General features: G+C 66.0%; 13 protein-coding genes, 1 tRNA gene and 1 pseudogene. 3 read left to right on the top strand and 12 right to left on the bottom strand.

Annotation, left to right across the window (positions count from 1 at the left end):
- Window positions 1–24: 24 nt before the first annotated feature.
- Window positions 25–6,744 carry a PAS domain S-box protein gene (locus IT430_17165; GenBank protein MCC6909668.1) on the top strand — a complete coding sequence of 2,240 codons (6,720 nt, stop codon included), beginning with the start codon at window positions 25–27 and terminating at the stop codon, window positions 6,742–6,744.
- Window positions 6,745–6,798: 54 nt separating this feature from the next.
- On the opposite strand, the gene IT430_17160 is transcribed toward IT430_17165, so the two are convergent.
- Window positions 6,799–8,223, bottom strand: coding sequence for a hypothetical protein (locus tag IT430_17160; protein ID MCC6909667.1), 1,425 nt, complete (start codon window positions 8,221–8,223; stop codon window positions 6,799–6,801).
- Window positions 8,224–8,323: 100 nt separating this feature from the next.
- Entirely contained in the window at window positions 8,324–9,337 is a 1,014-nt protein-coding gene (locus IT430_17155; protein MCC6909666.1) for a CPBP family intramembrane metalloprotease, read from the bottom strand.
- A 126-nt stretch (window positions 9,338–9,463) separates the two neighbouring features.
- Between IT430_17155 and IT430_17150 the strand changes: the two genes are divergently transcribed.
- Window positions 9,464–10,531 (top strand): FAD:protein FMN transferase, encoded by a 1,068-nt coding sequence (locus IT430_17150; GenBank protein ID MCC6909665.1) that lies wholly within the window; start codon window positions 9,464–9,466, stop codon window positions 10,529–10,531.
- Here the strand turns inward: IT430_17150 and IT430_17145 are convergent.
- A tRNA-Glu gene (locus tag IT430_17145) sits at window positions 10,522–10,595 on the bottom strand. The genes IT430_17150 and IT430_17145 overlap by 10 nt on opposite strands.
- Before the next feature lie 218 nt (window positions 10,596–10,813).
- On the opposite strand from IT430_17145, the gene IT430_17140 reads away from it, so the two are divergent.
- A complete protein-coding gene (locus tag IT430_17140) occupies window positions 10,814–13,522 on the top strand; it encodes a zinc-dependent metalloprotease (protein MCC6909664.1) in 2,709 nt (902 codons plus the stop codon).
- A gap of 157 nt (window positions 13,523–13,679) precedes the next feature.
- Here the strand turns inward: IT430_17140 and IT430_17135 are convergent, their stop codons facing one another.
- The 9 genes and pseudogenes from IT430_17135 to IT430_17095 form a co-directional block, all read right to left on the bottom strand.
- Window positions 13,680–14,597: a hypothetical protein gene (locus IT430_17135; GenBank protein MCC6909663.1), complete on the bottom strand. Its 918-nt coding sequence runs from the start codon at window positions 14,595–14,597 to the stop codon at window positions 13,680–13,682.
- A 692-nt stretch (window positions 14,598–15,289) separates the two neighbouring features.
- Window positions 15,290–15,388, bottom strand: a pseudogene (locus IT430_17130) (prepilin-type N-terminal cleavage/methylation domain-containing protein).
- Window positions 15,389–15,496: 108 nt separating this feature from the next.
- Complete coding sequence (locus tag IT430_17125) at window positions 15,497–15,934, bottom strand: DUF2946 family protein (GenBank protein MCC6909662.1); 438 nt, start codon at window positions 15,932–15,934, stop codon at window positions 15,497–15,499.
- Between the two features lie 232 nt (window positions 15,935–16,166).
- The gene (locus tag IT430_17120) at window positions 16,167–16,547 is read right to left on the bottom strand and encodes a hypothetical protein (GenBank protein MCC6909661.1); all 381 of its coding nucleotides are present in this window, start codon (window positions 16,545–16,547) and stop codon (window positions 16,167–16,169) included.
- Between the two features lie 79 nt (window positions 16,548–16,626).
- Entirely contained in the window at window positions 16,627–17,100 is a 474-nt protein-coding gene (locus IT430_17115; protein ID MCC6909660.1) for a hypothetical protein, read from the bottom strand.
- Window positions 17,101–17,316: 216 nt separating this feature from the next.
- Window positions 17,317–17,685 carry a hypothetical protein gene (locus tag IT430_17110; protein MCC6909659.1) on the bottom strand — a complete coding sequence of 123 codons (369 nt, stop codon included), beginning with the start codon at window positions 17,683–17,685 and terminating at the stop codon, window positions 17,317–17,319.
- A gap of 77 nt (window positions 17,686–17,762) precedes the next feature.
- Window positions 17,763–18,047 (bottom strand): hypothetical protein, encoded by a 285-nt coding sequence (locus IT430_17105; GenBank protein MCC6909658.1) that lies wholly within the window; start codon window positions 18,045–18,047, stop codon window positions 17,763–17,765.
- 287 nt (window positions 18,048–18,334) lie between these two features.
- Entirely contained in the window at window positions 18,335–18,883 is a 549-nt protein-coding gene (locus tag IT430_17100) for a hypothetical protein (GenBank protein MCC6909657.1), read from the bottom strand.
- Between the two features lie 257 nt (window positions 18,884–19,140).
- Window positions 19,141–19,362: a carbon storage regulator gene (locus IT430_17095; protein ID MCC6909656.1), complete on the bottom strand. Its 222-nt coding sequence runs from the start codon at window positions 19,360–19,362 to the stop codon at window positions 19,141–19,143.
- Window positions 19,363–19,386: the final 24 nt, after the last annotated feature.

Below are 19,386 nucleotides of genomic sequence, written 5' to 3'. Positions count from 1 at the left end.
CACTCCGGATCGGATGCACGCGATATGACCACCGCGAGAAACCCCACTATCGGGCCAGAGAGGCAAGCGCCGATTGCGCCCGCCCAGCCGCTTGAGGTGACCGTTGCCGAGGGCGCGACCAACGGCCATGCCGCACCTTCGCGCCAGCCAGCGATCGCGATCGCCTTCACACTCGCTTCGGATGGCGCTGTGATTCAATCCAGCTCCGGCGCCGCCGGCGCCGCCGGCGCTCCTGGCGCAAACGGCGCTGCCACGCGGCTCTGGGAGTGTGATTGCTTTCCCTCGCACGTGCGGCGAAAGGTGCGCAGCGCCTTCCTGCGCGCGGCGAGAGGGCAACCGGTCTTCATCGGCGTGGCGATCCGCACGGGCCCATCAAGTGAGGCGCCGGGTGCTGTGAACATCGCGACCGTGGCGGAGGAAGATCGGAGCGATGTTCGGCTTGTCGCATTCGTCACCGCGCCTGCCGCGCCGTCGGAGGGCGGCGCGGAGGCCGGGGTCGAGCCCGACGGCGACCGGACCTTCCTGGCGCACATCGTGGACTCCACCGACGACGCGGTGGTGAGCAAGACGCTCGACGGCGTGATCATGTCGTGGAATCGCGCCGCCGAGCGCATCTTCGGCCACAGCGCCGAGCAGGCGATCGGCCGGCACGTCAGCCTCATCGTTCCGCCTGACCGCCTCGACGAAGAGCGCGACATCCTCGGCCGCCTGCGCCGCGGCGAGCGCATCGATCACTACGAGACCGATCGCATGACGAGCGACGGCCGGCGGATCCGCGTGTCGCTCACCATTTCGCCGATGCGCGATGCGGCCGGCCGGATCATCGGCGCCTGCAAGATCGCGCGCGACGTCACCGAGCGCCGTCTGAATGAAGCGGCGCTGGCGCGGCGCGTGGCGCACCAGACCTCGCTGTACGCCTTCACCGACCGGCTCCAGCGCGTCGGCTCGATCCGCGACATCTACGCCGCCGCCCTCGACGCGATCATCGAAGCGCTCGGCTGTGAGCGCGCCTCCATCCTGCTGCTCGATGAAGACGGCGTGATGCGCTTTGTGCAGGCGCGCGGCCTGAGCGATGCCTATCAAAAAGCGGTGGAAGGGCATTCGCCGTGGGCGATCGACCAGAAAGACCCTCGGCCCGTTTGCATCGACGACGTGGCGCGGGCCGAACTGGCGCCCGACGTCCGCAGCGCGCTGGAAACCGAGGGCATCGGATCGCTCGCGTTCGTGCCGCTCACGCGCGACGGCCGGCTGATCGGCAAGTTCATGGTCTACTACCGCCAGGCGCACAAGTTCGCCGTCGACGAGATCGAATTGAGCCTGCTCATCGCGAGGCAACTGACCTTCAACATCGACCGGCTGAGCGCCGAGGCTCGCCGCAGCCAGGCCGAGCGCGCCATGCGCCAGAGCGAAGAGCGCTTCACGCGCTTCATGTCCCACCTGCCCGGTCTGGCGTGGATCAAGGACTCCAAGGGCCGGTACGTCTACGCCAACCAGGCGGCGTTCGAGGCGTTCGGAGTGTCCGCGCAGGCGCTGTACGGCAAGACCGACGCGGAGATCTTCCCGCGGGAGACCGCCGCCGGCTTCATGCGCCACGACCGCGAGGCGATGCAGGGCGACGGCATGCAGGTCATCGAGACGCTCAAGCATCTCGACAAGCAGGTGCATCACTCGCTCGTTCACAAGTTCCGGATTCCCGGCCTCGATCCGGGGTCCGACCTCATCGGCGGCATGGCCATCGACATCACCGCCATGAAGAGGGCCGAAGATGCGCTGCGCGTGCGTGAAGGCCAGTATCGCGACCTGTCGAGCCGCCTCACGCTGCTGCTGCGCAGCACGTCGCGCCTCATCGAGACGCTCAAGATCGACGAGATGCTCGGCTCGGTGCTCAGTCTCTCGCGCGAACTCATCGCCGCCGACGCGTTCGGCCTGTGGCGCTTCGACGACGAGCGGCAGCAGTGGGGCCTGGTCGCCAGCGACGGGCTCTCCGAAGAGTTCGCGACCGGCGCGCTGCCGCGCGGGATCCGCGAGCAGATTCCCCGCGAACCCGTGGTCGTCCAGCCGGAAGACCTCGCCAGCGAATCGACGCCATTGCTGAATGAACGCTGGGAGGCGTATCGGCGCGAAGGCATTCGCTCGCTGATGATCATCCCGCTGCGCATTCGCGGGGAGACCTCCGGCACGCTCGTTTTCTACTGCCGCCGTCCGCACGTCTTTTCCGAGATCGAAGTCGAATCCGCCAGCGCCATGGCGAACATCGCGTCCGCGGCGCTCACCACGTCGGAACTGTACGACGCGGAGTCGCGCCTGCGCCAGTCGGCTCAGTCTGCAGCGCGGCGCGAAGCCTTCCTCGCCGCCGCCGGGGCGGCGCTCTCTGCGTCTTTCGATCCCGAGCATTCACTGAGCAGCGTCGCCACGGCTGCCGTGCCCCGGTTCGCTGACTGGTGCTGCGTCGATCTGCTCAACGAGCACGGGCAACTCGAGCGCCTCGTCGATGTTCACGTCGATCCGCAGCACGCGGCGGTAGCGCGGCAGATGCGCGAGAAGTACCCGCCCGACGAGCGCGCCGGCGCGGGCGTGCACCGCGTCATGCGAACGGCGACGCCCGAACTGCTCAGTACGCTGCCTGATTCGCAGCTCCAGAAGGCCGCCCAGAGCGAGGAGCACCTCCAGTGGCTCCGCGAACTGCGCCTGCAGTCGCAGATCAGCATTCCGCTTTTCTCGGGCGGAGTGGTGTGCGGCACAATCACCTTCGTCACCAGCCTCTCGGAGCGGCGCTACGACGAGAGCGACCTGGCCATCGCCCAGGAAGTCGCCCGACGCGCTTCGCAGGCGCTGGACAACGCCCGGCTCTACCGCAATCTGGCCGAGAGCGAGATGCAACTGCGCCTCGCGATGGAAGCCGGCCGCATGGGCTCGTGGGAGTGGCGCATCGACACTAACGAGGTGATCTGGTCGGCAAGCCTTGAAGAGATTCACGGCCTCGAGCCGGGCACGTTCGAGCAGACTTACGAAGCGTTTGAGCGCGATGTCCACCCGGATGATGTGCAGCGCGTGCGCGACAGCATCAGCCGCGCGATGGAAACCGGCGAACTTCCCAGCATGGAGTACCGCACCATTCTGCCCGATGGCAGCGAGCACTGGCTCGAGGGCCGCGGCCGCCTGTTCCACGACGAGGAGGGGCGCCCGGTGCGCATGATCGGCGTGTGCACCGACATCACCGCGCGCCGCCAGGCGGATGAAGCCCTGCGCGAGAGCGAGCGGCGCTTCCGCGAGATGATCGATGCGCTCCCTGCGGCGGTCTACACGACCGACGCGGACGGCTGGATTACGCACTTCAATCCCGCGGCCGTCGAGTTCGCCGGCCGCACGCCCGAGATCGGCAAGGACCGGTGGTGCGTCAGCGCGCGCCTGTATCGCGCCGATGGCACGTTCCTGCCTCACGACCAGTGCCCGATGGCGACGACGTTGCGCGGCGGGAAGTCCGCCGGCGTGCAGGACGTCATCGCCGAGCGGGCCGACGGCTCGCGCCGCTGGTTCCAACCGTATCCCACCCCGCTGCGCGACAAGCATGGCAAGGTCGTCGGCGGGATCAACGTGATGGTCGACATCACCGAGCGCCGCAACGCGGAGCAGGCCCTGCGCGAGAGCGAAGAACGCTACCGCCGGCTCGTCGCGCTCCTGCCCGTGGCCGTCTACACCTGCGAAGCGCCCAGCGGCCGCATCACCTTCTACAACGAGCAGGCGGCCAGGATCTGGGGACGCCGGCCCGACCCCGACGACACCGACGAGCGCTTCTGCGGCTCCTTCCGGCTGTGGCAGCAGGACGGCACGTTGCTGCCGCACGATCAGACGCCCATGGCCATCGCGCTGCGCGACGGCGCCACGTTCCGCAACTGCGATGTCGTGGTCGAGCAGCCCGATGGCACGCGAGTCAACGTGCTGGTCAACATCGATCCGATCCTCGATGAGCAGGGCCGGATCGTCGGCGCCATCAACGCCTTCCAGGATGTCACGCAGCGCTACCAGATCGAACGGGCCCTGCGCGAGAGCGAAGGCCGCTTCCGGCTCATGGCCGATGCGGCGCCCGTGCTCATCTGGGTCTCCGACGAGAACAAGCGCGGCATCTACTTCAACGACAACTGGCTCAAGTTCACCGGCCGCACGCACGAGCAGGAGTGCGGCGAAGGCTGGGTCGAGAGCATCCATTCTGACGATCGTGAGGCGACCGCCCGGGCGTGCCAGAGCGCGTTCGACCAACACATCCCGTTCCGCATCGAGTTCCGCATGCGCCGCGCCGACGGGCAGTACCGCTGGCTGCTCGACCACGGCGTGCCGCGCTTCACCGAAGACGGGCGGTTGAGCGGCTACATCGGCTCGTGCATCGACGTCACCGACCACAAGGAAGCCGAAGAAGCGCTGCGCCAGAGCGAGTGCCGCTATCGGGCCGTCGTGGAGGGGCAAGCGGAGATGATCTGCCGCTTCGACCCCCGCGGCGAGATTCTCTTCGTCAACGATGCCTACGCCCGCGCCATGGGTGAGGACGCCAGCGACCTGCAGGGAGCCGACTTCTGGCAGTTGATCCACGCCGATGACCGCGAGCAGGTCCGGGCCATGCTGGATCGCCTGTGTCCCGACGCGCCGGAGGTCTCCATCGAAAACCGCTTCGGCAAAGGCGAGAACGCGCGCTGGACGCTGTGGCGCAACCGCGCGCTTTCCTTCGACGAGCACGGGCGGGCCACCGAGGTTCAGTCTTCTGGCATTGACATCACCGATCGCAAGCGCGCCGAATTCGCCCTGCGCGACAGCGAGCAGCGCTTCCGCGAGCTGGCCAACGGCATCGATCAGCTCGTCTGGACCTGCAACACGCGCGGTCAGGCCACCTGGTACAACCAGCGGTGGTTCGACTTCACCGGGACCACGCTCGAAGAGATGCGAGGCGACGGCTGGAAGCGAGTGCATCATCCCGATCATGTGGATCGCGTCATCGGCGGTCTGGACCGAGCCATCCAAGCCGGCGAGCCGTGGGAAGATCTCTTCCCGCTGCGCGGCCGCGACGGACAGTACCGCTGGTTCCTTTCGCGCGCCGTGCCCATCCGCGACCGGTCCGGCCAGGTCGTTCGCTGGCTCGGAACGAATACGGATGTCACGGAGCAGCGCCAGGCGGAGGCGGCGCTCAGGGCCAAGGAACTCGAACTCGAACTCATCACATCTTCGACGCCGCTGATCCTCTGCCGCTGCAGCAGCGATCTGCGCTACCGGTTCGTCAACCAGGCGGCGGGCTCGCTCTTCGGCGTCCCGCCCCATCAGATCGTCGGCCGGCCGATAGCGGATGTCATGGGCGAGGAGGCGTTCGCGCTCATTCGGCCGTACATCGATCGCGTGCTCGCGGGCGAGCAGGTCGAGTTCGAGCTCGAAATCCCGTACACGGCCGCCGGGCTCCGCTGGGTGCGCGTCAACTACATCCCCGATCGGGATCAGCACGGCGACGTGATCGGCTGGATTGCCTCGATCGTGGACTTTACGGAACAGAAACGCGTCGAAGCGGCGCTCAAGCAGTCGCACGAGAACCTCGAGCGGCGCGTCGCCGAACGCACCTCCGAACTCCAGCGCCGCGCCGATCAACTCGCCCGCCTCACCTCCGAACTGACGCTCACCGAGCGGCGCGAGCGAGAGCGGCTGGCCAAGATCCTTCACGATCACCTGCAGCAACTCCTGGCCAGCGGCAAACTCGGCCTCGAATTCATCGCGCGCAGCAACGACGAAAAGCGCCGCAGCGAGTGGATCGACCATGCGCGCACCTGCGTCGATGAGGCCATCGAGGCGTCGCGCTCGCTCTCGGTCGAACTCTGCCCGCCGGTGCTCCAGGAAGGCGGCCTCGCGGCCGGGTGCGAGTGGCTGGCCCGCCGCATGAAGGAGCGCCACGGCCTGACTGTGAACGTCTCAGTCGATCCCAATGCCGACCCGGATCGCGAAGACGTGCGCACGCTGGTTTTCGAATCCATCCGCGAGCTGCTGTTCAACACGACCAAGCACGCTCGGGTGAAGGAAGCATCGCTCGAACTGGCCGTGCACGACGAAGATTACCTGCGCGTGGTCATTGAAGACAAAGGCGCCGGCTTCGACGCCGAGAAGCTGCTTCATACGCGCGAGCACGTCGGGTTTGGGCTGTTCAACATCCGCGAGCGACTTGCGATGCTCGGTGGGACGTTCCAGATCGAGAGCCGGGTCGGCCAGGGCTCGCGCTTCACGCTCATCGCGCCGCGGCACGGCCGCTCGGCGATTCGCACGCCGCTGTCAGACATGCCCGACACGCGAACCGGCAAGGTGTCCAAACTCTCCGCCCGTCGCCGGTCCAAGGCCAAGGACCGTATCCGCGTCGTCGTCGTTGATGATCACGCCGTGATGCGCCAAGGTCTGTGTTCGCTGCTGGCCGAAGAGCCGAACCTGGAGGTGGTGGGCGAAGCGCGCGATGGCATCGAGGCCGTCGAGCAGGCTCGGCGCCTCGTGCCCGACGTCATCCTCATGGACTACTCGCTGCCGGGCATGAACGGCGTCGAAGCCGCGCATGCCATCCGCCGCGAACTGCCCGAGGTGCAGGTCATCGCGCTGTCGATGCACCGCGAAAGGGAGCGGGCCGAGGCCATGACGGCCGCCGGCGCCGTTGCCTATTTCAACAAGAGCGACGACTCCGACGCCCTCATCGAGGCGATCTCCAAATACGGCTCGCGATCGAACCGCACCTGAGCCTGTCTGCGCCGGACGTCTGGGTGCGAGCGTTCACATGCAGCGCGCGGCGCTTCACTGCAACAGCAGCGGCCGCACCACGACGTTGCTCTTCACATCCGGCCGCACTGCCTGGAACCACACGAGCGGCACGCTGCGCACCGGCACGTCCAGCGTAAAGGTCGCGCTGCCGCTGGCGTCGGCCCGGCGGATCGGGCCGGCCTGCACGGGGTGGGCCAGGTCGATCCACACGCCCCAGCCGTTGGGTTGTACGCGCCCCGGGCCGCGCAGCGTGTAGACGAGTCCGAACACCGCGTTCGGCGGCGCGCCCGTCACCCTGAAACGCGCCTGCTGGCCCATGATCACGTCGCTCACCGCGAGCACCATCCGCTGCCGGGGATCCCATGCGGCAATCGAGTTCGGGCTTGTCGAGCCGGTGCTGAAAAGATCGCCGCCGTTCATCACCAGCGAGCCGTCGGTTTGAATCGTGAACGAGTACACGCCGCTCTTGCCGTCGATGGCCGTCGAGTTGTCGGTGACAAAGAGGAGGTTGTCGAGCACGGCGACCTTGCCCAGCGTGCCCTGCAGGCCGACGTCGAACGAGTAGCCGGTTGAAGTCAGGCTGCCGTCGACGTTGATGCGCATGGTGCGCAATGTGGCATCGGTGCCGTGGCCGACGAAGGCGTACTTGTCGTCGATGGAGGTAACGACGAGTTTGGGTGATGAACCGTCCGACGTGTAGGGCGCGCCGGGCAGCCCGGTCAGCGAGCCGTCGAGCGCGCTGATGGCGTAGCCGAGCACGATGCGCCCGCCGCCGCTGATGCCGCCGCCGGCGTACAACTGCTTGCCGTCATGAGTGATGCCCATGCCCAGCGGGTAATAGCCCGTGAACAGCGTGCCGACGGGCGCGCTGCTGTCGTCGGGAAACATCTCGATGGTGTAGATCGCGTTGCTGGATGAGTCGTTGGCGAAGAGATATCGGCCGTGCGGGTGCATCGCGAGGTTAGAGCAGAAGCGCCCAGCGTCGTGCCTCGCGATCTCGGTGAGCGCGGGCGCGCTCGCATCAAAGTCGTAGATGCCCACGCTGTTGGAGCCGCCGAGGTCTGTTTGCGCTACGGCCAGCAGGTGGTCGTTGATCCAGACGAGATCGAGCGGGCTGTCGGGAACGAGCTTGGTCAGCACGAACGTCATCGTGGCATCGGCATGGACGCGGAAGATGTCGAGTTTTTCGCTCACGCCGTTGGCGGTGCCGTGCGAGAGCGCGACATACCGCCCGCCGGGCGAGAGGCTGATGGCCTGCGGCCCGGTATCGGACGTGTCGTAGACGCCGATGAGGTTGAGCGTGCCGTCGGGATTCACCGTCATGGATGACAGTTTGCCCTGCGCGGCGTTGGGGTAGGTGACAATGAACACCGCCGGCTCGATCGACTGGCCAGAGGCAGTCGCGGCGGCGACTCCCAGCGCAATCGGGGCAAGAAAACGCGACAGAGTTGACGACATGGTTCTCCCTCCAGCGCGGCGCCCGCAGCGGCGCCGCGCGGCACATCATAACTCCAGCTGCTCCCGATTGCAATGAAAAACTGCGCGTCATTTCGGCTGATCACGCCTGCGCCGCGCTCAGATCCGGCGCCGGGCGTCTGAAGAGATAGACGCATGCCCCGATCATTGCGGCGCCGGAAACGACGATGACCATCACGGCGCCAATCGTCCACTGCTGTTCCATCTTCGCCGCCTCGTCGGGCGTGACCAGCATCATCATCGTCACGCCATAGGCGTTGTTGAGCGCGTGCGTGAGAATGCTCGGCCAGATGCTGCCGCAGCGCCACGCGATCACGCCCAGCCAGACGCCGAGCGGAAACACGGCGATCGCATGCGTGGGTTCGACGTGGGCAGCGGCGAAAGCGGCTGACGCAAACAGGATCGCGAGGATCGGCGGCCAGTGGCGCAGCAGGCGCGACTGGATATAACCCCGGTAGAGCATTTCCTCGCACAAGCCCGGCAGAACACTGTACAGGACAACGACGATGACCGCCAGCGACGCCGGTACGTTCTGCAGTCCCTCGAAGAGCATCTCGAGCGAACTGCTCTCGTCTCGACCGAGCAGCGCGGCGAGCAGCCCGCCCAGCATGCCGCATGCCGGCGCCGCCAGCGCAAAGAGCAGGTAAGCCCACCACGCCGTCGCCGGCCGGTGCATCGCCAGGCGGTCGCGCCAGGCCTGCGGCGAAAAGCGCACGGCCAGAATCACGAGCGCGAAGTACGTTAGTTCCGCAGGGATCAGGCTCAGCAGCAAGCCCGCCGGAGAGGCGATGAACTCCATGATGACGCGCTCGATCACGTCCTCGTCGGCGCGCGCCCGGCTGATCTCGTTCCAGTGCAGAATGAACGCAGGCACGAGCAGCGCCACGCTGGCCACGATGATGGTCGTCGGAATTGCCACCACCGGCGCGATCACGGCGCTGAAGACGCGAGGGCGCGGCGGCGGTGGCGGAGCCGGCGGGCGAACCGTGGGCGGGACGGCCGCCGACTCAGCCGCCGGCATGAGCAGCGGAGGCGGCTCGGGCTCACGGGCAGCGCGTCCCGGTTCGCCCTGGTTGGATCGGCCGTCGTCGGTCATGCATCCCCTTCTGAATCGGAGGCGATCAGATCCGGCAGCCAACCATCATAGAACCGGCCACGGCCACGCCGACGCCCGGCGCCGCGCGCCGCCGACGCGCGCAGGGCCTGGACTACGATTGAACGCATGCATCTCTCTCTAAAGCAGCGGATGCGCCGGCTGGCTGTCGCCGCTGCGTGCATCATCGCACTCACCGGCTGCACCGCGTCGCAGCGCGCGCCCTCGCCGCCGCTTGGGCGCTTCGAGTTCAGCCAGGTGCACATGGGGGTGCGGGCCCGGCTCGTGCTCTACGCCCGCGATCAGGCCGAGGCGACTGATGCGGCCAGCGCTGCGTTCGAGCGCATCGCCGAAATCGACGCCATCATGAGCGACTACCGGGTGGACAGCGAACTCATGCGCCTGGGCGCGCGGGCCGGCCAGGGTCCGGTGCCCGTGAGCGATGAACTCTTCGAGGTGCTCGTGATCTCCGGCGATCTGCACGCGCGCTCATCGGGAAGTTTCGACGTCACCGCCGGTCCGCTCGTGCAACTCTGGCGCGAGATGCGCCGCAGCGGGCAGCTCGCCGCTGCGCAGGAGATTGCCGCGGCGCGCGCCCTCGTCGGCGGGCGATGGGTGCGCCTCGACGCCAGGGCGCAGACGGTCGAACTGCTCCAGCCCGGCATGCGCCTCGATCTCGGCGGCATCGCCAAGGGCTACGCCTGCGACGGTGCCGCCGCGGTCTTGCGACAGTGTGGCATCAGTCGCTATCTCGTGGCCATGGCCGGCGACATCGTGGTGGGGGAGCCGCCTCCCGATCGCGATGCCTGGGAAGTCGCCGTCGAAGGCGGCGTCTCGGGCAGCGGCGACTCCGAAGCGCCTGTTGTGCGGCTGGTCAATGCCGCCGTCTCCACCTCGGGCGACGCCCAGCAGTACGTCGAGATCGCCGGCCGGCGCTACTCGCACATCGTCGATCCCCGCACCGGGTTCGGCTCCTCGCGCCGCATCGCCGCGACCGTCATCGCGCCCAGCGGCATGATGTCCGATTCGCTCGCCACGGCCCTGTGCCTGCTGCCGATGGACAGCGGCCTGGCGTTGGTTGCTGAATACGAGGGCGTCGAAGCGCTGATCGAAGAGGGGCTCGACGGGTCCTCGCGGATCCACGCCACGCCGGGTATGGCCCGCTGGCTCGCCCAGCGCAAGAAAAGCGTCCCGTAGGGGATTTGAACCCCTGTTACCAGGATGAGAACCTGGCGTCCTAGGCCGACTAGACGAACGGGACGTGCGGCAGTTGCGTATTGGTTGAGAGTGTATTCTGGCGATGCGGCCCGAGCCAGTCCCGCCGATTTCCGCCCGTTCCGGCATCGCCGCGCTTCCACGCCGGTATCATTCACCGACTGCTGCGCATCTGGTGGGCGCGGATACAACATAGCCTCACTGCTTCGCGGCTGGCGCACCAGCCGCCGCTTCGCCTCGGTCCGATTTTCAAGGAGAAACCAAGTGGCCCGACAATCGACTCTCAGCACAGGCGCACCGATGGCCATCGCCGCGTGCGCTGCGATCTTCGCGTTCGCGACCGGCGCCAGCGCCGGCGATGATTTTCCGCCCTTTGACAAGGTCAGCGAGGGCTACACCAAGGTCATCTCCACCGCCGACGGCAGCGCGTCGATGTACACCATCTATCGCCACGGCGAGGACAACCAGTTGCTCGCCGAATTGCCGCGCAACTTCGAGGGCAAGCGCTTCTTCGCGGCCGTGTCCATCGCGGGCGGCAGTTACTTCACCGGCTGGCAGTGGAACGAAATGTACTGCTACTGGCGGCGCATCAACGACCAGCTCGTCCTCATGCAGCCTGAACTCCAGTACCAGGCGCGCGGCGACAGCGAGATCAAATCATCCGTCGAACGCACCTACTCCGACCGCGTCATCCTCGCCGTGCCCATCGTGAGCATGGGCCCAGGCGGCGGGCCGGTCATCGACCTCGATGCGCTGCTCGTGGGGCAGTCGGGCCAGTTTGCCCTGCCGCTCAACCCGCGCCTGACGACCATCAAGAACTGCAAGGCTTTCCCCGAGAACGTCGAAGTGTCGTTCGAGGGCCCCGGTCAGGACGGCCGCCTCACCGACATCTACTACTCGCTGAGCAACGTCCCGCGCACCGACTACCAGCCGCGCGAGGCCGACGAGCGCATCGGCTATTTCATGACCGTCTTCAAGGACTTCGCCAAGGAGAGCGACGACGGCAAGCAGTTCGTGCGCTACATCAACCGCTGGAACGTCAAGAAGCGCGATCCCAATCTCGCGCTCAGTCCGCCCGAGAAGCCCATCATCTTCTACCTCGAGCACACCGTGCCCGTCAAGTACCGCCGGTACGTGCGCGACGGCATTCTCGAGTGGAACAACGCCTTCCGCGAGATCGGCATCGACGGCGCCATCGAAGTCCGCCAGCAGGACGCCAAGACCGGCGCCTACATGGACCTCGATCCCGAAGATGTCCGCTACAACTTCTTCCGCTGGATCACTTCGGAAGACGCCTTCGCCATGGGCCCGAGCCGGGCGAATCCCGAGACCGGCGAGATCCTCGACGCCGACATCATCTTCGACGACTCGATGATCCGCTACTACGCGCTGAACTACCAGCAGATGATCGCCCAGGTTCCCAAGGAAGATGCGACCCCGGAGACCATGCAATGGGTCGCCGACCACCCGCACTGGGACCCGGCGAACTACCTGCGCGACAGGGCTGACCAGTCGCAGTCGCCTTCCGGCCTGCCGCAGGGCGATCACCAGGGCGTCATGTTCGCCAAGGACAACACCAATCCCGGCTCGATGCTTGAGCGCATGGTGCAGAAGAACCGCCGCTGCGACATGGCCGTCGGCAAGGCGCACCAGATGAACCTCGCGCGCCTCGCCATGTCCGCGCGCATGAACCCGCACAGCTACAGCGACACCGATCTCATCGACGGCCTGCCCGAGAAATTCGTCGCGCAGGTCATCAAGGAAATCGTCACCCACGAAGTCGGCCACACCCTCGGCCTGCGCCACAACTTCAAGGCCTCCACCTGGAAGACCCTTGAAGAGATCAACGCGGGCGTCGGCGAAGCGCAGGTCGGCTCGGTCATGGATTACAACCCGCTCAACCTCGCGCCCCAGGGCGCCGAGCAGGGCGACTGGGTGACCCCGGTCATCGGCCCCTACGACTTCTGGGCTATCGAGTACGGCTACACGCCCGACGAGAAGAAGCTGCCCGAGATCGCCGGCCGCGTCGCCGAAGCCGGCCTGCAGTACGCCACCGATGAAGACGCCGCCGGCCCCGACCCGCTCGTGCGGCGCTTCGATCTCGGCGCCGATCCGATCAACTACGGCAAGCGGCAGATCGAACTCGTCCACAAACTGCGCGGCGAGCTGCTCGACCGCGCCGTCAAGGAAGGCGAGCCGTGGTATCCCGCCCGCCAGTTCTTCAACATGCTCCTCTACCAGCAGGCCGGTTCGGTCAGCATGGTCAGCCGATTCATCGGCGGCACTTACGTCCATCGCGACCGCAAGGGCGATCCCAATGCCCGCCCGCCGATGGTGCCCGTCGAGGCCGCACGCGAGCGCGAGGCGTTCAAGTTCGTCGTCGAGAACGCCTTCCGCGATGAAGCGTTCGGCCTGACGCCCGAACTGCTCGCCTATCTGGCCACCGACAAGCAGAGCCACTGGGACAACTACTCGGGCAGCCCCGAGTTCCCCGTGCACGACACCGTCATGGGCGTGCAGCGCGGCGTGCTGCTTACGCTCATGAACCCGACCATCCTCAGCCGCGTGTACGACAACGAGTTCCTCGTCCCCGAGAACGAGGATGCGTTCACGCTGCCCGAACTGCTCAACGGCCTGACCGAAGAGATCTGGAGCGAAATCCTCCAGTCCAACCCGGTCAACGGCAAGTACACGAACCGCAAGCCGATGATCTCATCGCTGCGGCGCAACCTGCAGCGCGAGTACATCTCCAACCTCATCGACCTCAGCGAGATCGACGGCAGTTGGGGCACGCCCCGCGCCGTGCAGGCGCTCTCCATGGAATGGATGGTCAACCTGCGCGACCGCCTCGACAAGATTCTCAAGAGCGGCGACGCCAAGAACCTCGACGACTACAGCCGCTCACACCTGCAGGAGTGCCACCAGCGGCTGAGCACCTCGATCGACGCGATCAAGACTTACTCGGGCAACTGAGCCGGGTTTGACTTGAGCTGACCTGTATCACGACACAGGCGAAGGGCAACCTTCGCCTGTGTTCGTTTTTGTCTGCTCGAATTCGTAGGGTCCGCCGTGCGGACCGCTTTCTTGAGCGATCGAACCATCGTCACCCGACGGCACCGCTGACGCCATGTCACGGGAACCTGTGCTCGAAAATGTTCCCGACCGAGCACGTTCCCTGCTCGACGGCGCCGAAGAGCACCGTTCGCCCACTGGCGCCGCCGGGAATGAACCGCGAAATCGTCGCCAGGCCCGCTCCATCCGCGACGGCGGAGCCCATGACCGTCGGCCGGCGAATGCCGATGTTCACTCCCGGACAACCCGGCACGCCGGTCCGCCCGAACTCGAAGCCGTAGACGAAGTGGACGCGCTGCCGGGGAGTGCAGCCAACGACAGCAAACTCATTGACGCGGCCGGCGGCGAGATCAAGCGGGCGGAAGTGCACGCCGGGTACCAGGTTGGCGCTGGCCCACTCGAGCGCCTCGGCGTGGATCAATTCATCTTCATTCTGGTTGAAGACGATGTACAGCGGCTCCGAATCGCCCAGGGTCGGGTCGTCGCTCCAGAGTTCGAGCGCCAGCAGGTAGATTCCGCGCGGCGCTGGGTCGTTGATCACGTAGTTGAGATGACGATGGAATTCCCCGTTGGAGCCCACCGGCAGGCCGAATCCGGCGACGAATCCCGTTCCCGTTTCGACTTCGAGACTCGAATAGCTGATGGTGAAGGTGACTGGCGACAGGGCGTCGAAATCCTGGCCGTCCCAGCGGCGCACGGCGTCGAGCACGTTGAAGCCGATGTGCGTGCCGGGCGTAAACTCACCGGCGTCCGAATCGAACCCCGGCTCATCCGTGTAGTTCATGAAGAACTCGCCGAATTCGGCGCCGAAGGCGCGATGATCGTGGATGCGCGTCGTTTCGTTGACGAGCCCCGTCGTGAGCGTGCCGTCGATGTTTTCGAGCAGGATGTCGCCGGCGTGCTGGCCAAAGGCCGCGGCGGACGCGGCCAGAACAAGGCCGGATGCGACTGTCGCTGTGCAGAGATGGTTATACATTGGAATCTCGCTTCTTCCCTCAAGGGGAGTTGTGGTTCGATTGCAGGCGTGCGGTTCCGCGCACAGATTCACCGCGCGACATCCGGATCGAACAGGTTGCGTTTGTTCGTGTCGTAGACGCCACTGAAGGGCAGCGACTCGGCGTGCCCATCGAGAAAGCCGTAGTTGCTCTGCGCTGTCCATGTTCCCGGCTCGCCGCCGAAGGCGTGGAGCTTGAGGTGCCGCGCCGCGAGGATCGGTACGGCGTCGCGGTTGCCGATCCACCAGCTTTCCACGTGCGGGTGGTCCGCTCCGGCGTATTCGCCCTCTTCGGTCATGAGCAGGAAGTGCACCGTGCGGCTCGGCGAAGCAATGGGCGTGAACTGCCGCCACGGCCGCAGCGGCGCCTTGCTCGTCAGGAAGTTGTTGATGCCGTAACTCGTCTTGCGATACCGGCTCGAGCCGGGAACGTACTGACCCGAACCGCCATCCTCCGGCGGCCAGTAGATGCTGCGATCGCCCGGCGAGCGGCGGGCGAGTGTGCTGCCGTAGTACCGTTCGAGCGTGAAGATCCACGCGCCGGGATCCTCTTCCTCGCCGCCGTGGCCCAGCCCGACGTCCACGAGCCAGCCCTTGTGGTCGTCCACGTACATCGTGTGGGCGATTTCCATCGTTCGGATGTTGCCCAGGTCGACGGCTCGTCGCCCTGCAACCCTTGCCTGCGAAAGGGCCGGCAGAAGCAGGCCCACCAGCAGCGCAATGATCGAAATAACCACGAGCAACTCAATGAGCGTGAACGCACGCTGAGTCATCGCGTACCTCCTCGGAATCGGCGCAGGTGAAACGCCATGCGCGCTCCGACGTCTGCGTCGTACAGATCAATTTGATTCGGATGAAACTGAAACCGCGGGCTCAGGCGCTCAGCAGGGAGGCGCGCGCGCCGGCCCTGGGGTCCGGCGATGAACGAGCAGGGGATGCTCGCGCTCAGCGGCGATGATCGCCGTTACCGGGGCGGCCAGAGGCGCGCCCGTCGCAGGCGGCGCGATGGCCAGCCCGCGCGTCGTCTGGTGCAGCCAGTGGCAGATCGGGCAATCCCGATCATCCGGCTGTGGCCCGCGCACCGGATCCCGCCCATCATGCCCGCAATCGGCTGAGGTGGATGCGGCGGCTGACGACGAGTGTGCCGCATCGACCGCGCTCGCAGCCGGGCGGCTGTCGCGCTGATCGACGTGCCGGTGCATGGCCGGCAGGAGAACCGCTGTGAGGATCGCGATGACCGCCAGCGCGTGGAGCAGGCCCTCGCGCCCGGGAATCCCCGCAGCCCGTCGCCTGCCCTGTCTGCTCGCGCTCAGTCCCACACAGCCTCCCGCCCGCCCCGCTCACGCGGACGCGGCACGAGATTATACGGGCGGCTCGGCATGCGGTTCGGGCCTGAGCCGTGACGGGGTGACGGGGTGAGTGGGCGAAGGGATGAAAGCACGCGGGCCGTTGGCGGCTTGCGATGAGCAACGCTCTGGGAGTCGAATGGAAGCCGACGGGTCGACGCCGCCGGCAACGCCACGAGCGCTCTCAGCCGAGCCTCGACCGCCGCTAGTCTTCGATCTCTCGTGAGACGACGAGTCCGTCCTTTACGATCACGGTATATTCGCTGATCGTGAACCCATCCCAGTACTCCCACAGTTGCGATCCGTCCTTCATCGACGTGACGTAAAGCGGCGGCCCAATCAGTCGCCGCACGTCTGTCTCGTTCATTCCTGGTTCGATCTGCAGAAAGTCTGCTGTCGAGAACGCACCAAAGAGGATGAGTCGCATCATCCTGACTGGCCGCCAGTTGAGCAGCAGCACCGCCACTGCCAGGAGTGCGATACCGACAACGCAGAAATGCAGATGCTTGCGACGCAAATCGCAGACCCTTGTTGCAGCCTCTGCAAAGGGGCTCTGCGGCGGCTGCAACTGCGCCCGCGACCCCAAGCTCACTTCGACCAAAGCGGGAGGAAAAAGTAGAATGCTGCCTTCTGCGGGTGTGCCCGGTCCACTACTGCAATCGGCCTCATTCTGGAAGTGTGATCATTCGGTCGTCGATTTCATCTCGCAATCGGATCAATTCGGCAAGGAACTCGTCCCAGTCCAGCGACTCGACCAGCGTCCGGTCCTTGACGATCGGTTCCGTCAGGCTCACGACTCTTGCCGCAAGATCGCGAACCGCTTGGACCTTCCCGCGAGCCCGCGCCGAGGCGCTTGGATGTGCTTCGAGTGCCTGATCAAGATCGTTCAACATTGGCAGCGAGCCTTCGTAGACCATTCGAACCGCTCTGATCCTGCTGTCTGATTCTCCCTCGAGATCGATCGGGGGCCCCTGAATCCGGTGCGAGTGATCCGAGAGCACCTGGATGTACAGCGGACGATCGTACTTCGCTCCGACCCAGACGCCGTAACCCAGAATTGACAAGAGCAGCGCCAGCAGCGCCCCGATGGTGATCCAGACGCCGGTGCGGAGAGCGGAGAGGCGCGAAGTCGCACTCATCTGCGATCATAGAGGGCTGCGAAGCGGAGCCCCAGGATCCACAGGCAGGCTCTGCGACTGGACGGCCACGCGAGTGCACGGTCGGGGACTGATTGTCCTCCGTCGCCCTGTCGCTGCACCCAGCGACGGCCCGTGGCCACTTCGGAGCCGAAGACAGCAGGGAACGCCGCGCCCGCCCCTTCCTACTCCCCATCCAAGCCCGATTCGCGATCGCGATCATCCACCCACATCGGGCGAAGCGGCGGTGTCGGCGATGCCTTCTTCGATCAGTGCCGCGTGCAGCCGGTCGTCGATGGGGATTACCGGGTGGCTCACGCCGTTCAAGCAGGTGAAATTTGCGGTGTAAGGCAGCATGCCGTCGAGGCCCATCAGGTAGGCGCTGGCATCGGAAGCGGGGGTCTCGAGCAGGTGGTCGATCGAAACGCTCAACTCGCGCCGGTGCAGGTCGCGAAGCGCCCGGCGAGTACGGCTGGCCCGCTTGCGCGAGCGCGGATAACGGTCGCCGATGAGCGTCTGGATCTGATCCGACAGGCAGACACGCACTTCATTGAGATCGACCACGCGACCGCGCAGGCGCTCGAACACCGCAGATCGCCAACGACCTGAAAAAGCGCATCCTTGAAGCGCACTTGCGTTGACGGGGTTGGCGGCCGCGCGGCCGCTCACCCCAGCCCCAGATCCAGCAGGAGTTGGCCGGGGAGGTCGCCAGGGGGGAGGGTGTCGTCGAGGTCGTCTGGGATGCTGAGTTCTTCCTGAACGGACGGGCCGATCGGGATGCCCATGGGCGTGATGAACACCATCTGCGCATGGCGGCGCGGCTGAGGCCAGCCGCCGGCGCGCACCACGCTTGATCCGTGGATGCGGCCGCCGCCCGAGCCGGATTGGATGGCGCCGCTGCCGGGCGCGAATGGCCGCCGATCTTCTCCTGCCCGTTCCCCTGCGTTCATCCGCTCCTCCGCGCGTGTCGAGATTCCCCCACCTGCCGTCGGCCAACCAGTCATCGGCCGTCGTCTGTCCATCCGTCGCATTTCTGTTCGTCCTTTCGTTGAGCGCTGTTATCGGGGGTGGTTCAGGCACAGGAGAAGGCGTCAGGTCAGCGAGGCATCAAGGCATCACGAAGCAGGCGCCAGGCGCCGGGACCAGACAGCACTCCCCATCGCGGACACTCACTCACCCCTTCACCCCTTCAACCCTTCAACTCTTCTTCCTTCTCCGCCGCCCCGCGCGCCTCACATCACGCCGTAACCGTCGCTTCAGCGCAGCACTGCCAGCGCGAGCCGATCAAGGCGACCTCGAGTTCTTCGAATCGCACGGCCCGCTGAAACTCATCGCGGCCGGCGAGCTGCCAGAGCGCGATGGCCGAGTCGATCTCGCAGCCGCCCAGCAGGCCATCATCATCCTGGCTCAGCGCCAGGCTGCGCAGCGCGTGCCCGGCGGCAAACTCGAGCCGGGCCGCCATGGTCTCGCTGCCTGGCATCCGTTTGAGATCGAGCAGGGCGCGCAGCGCGACGGCCGTCGCCGCCACGGAGCCGAAAGAGCCATCGTCGCCCTGGGCATGCAGCAGGTCATCGCACAGGGCCTCGGCGAGCGGACAGACTGCATATGACAACTCGCACACGCGCTGCAGCGCAAAGGCAGCAGAGACGGCGTGCAGCGTATGCGGCTCCATGAGCCGCAGCCGAATGGGCAGATCGACCGGCCGGCCGTTGCTCAGGACATCATCGAGCAGGCGATGCCAGCCGTGGGCCAGGGCAGTGCGTTCGATTCGAGAGAGTGTGATCATGACTGGTGCTCCACGTCCTTTGATCGGACTCTGTTCGGTATCCAATCATGACCGATTCTCGGCACAAGTCCAGCGTATTTTTGAATTTTGTTCGGTAATTTTCCCGAGCACGCCCCGCGGGGGCCAAAAGCCCCTATGGGATCGGGGCGCGGCAGGGCAGAAAAACAGCCCGCCTACCCCTACGAAAGGATAGGGATTTCGCTCAGAGCCAGGGGAATTCCCGTGGACAATGTGGATAAGTCGGTGTGATCTGCCGCTTACGGGCTGGCGGCGCGGCCGATCTTGGCGACCACCGAAGTGTCTCCACCTGCCGAGATCTGATCCGCGATCTCGCGGCGATGCACCTGCACTTCGCGCGGAAATTCGAAGGCGATGCGCACGCGATCGCCCTTGATACCGGCTATACGCACAATTCCCTGCGGATTTCGCGGGTCGCCGATGACGACTTCCTCGCCTTCACGTCGAGTGATGACCAGCATAATTCGGGACCTCCTGCCCCTGTT

It is taken from the genome of Phycisphaerales bacterium (assembly GCA_020852515.1).
Classification (GTDB): domain Bacteria; phylum Planctomycetota; class Phycisphaerae; order Phycisphaerales; family UBA5793; genus UBA5793.
The sequence above is the reverse complement of the archived record's forward strand: the minus strand, read 5'-3'. Positions and strand labels throughout refer to the sequence as shown.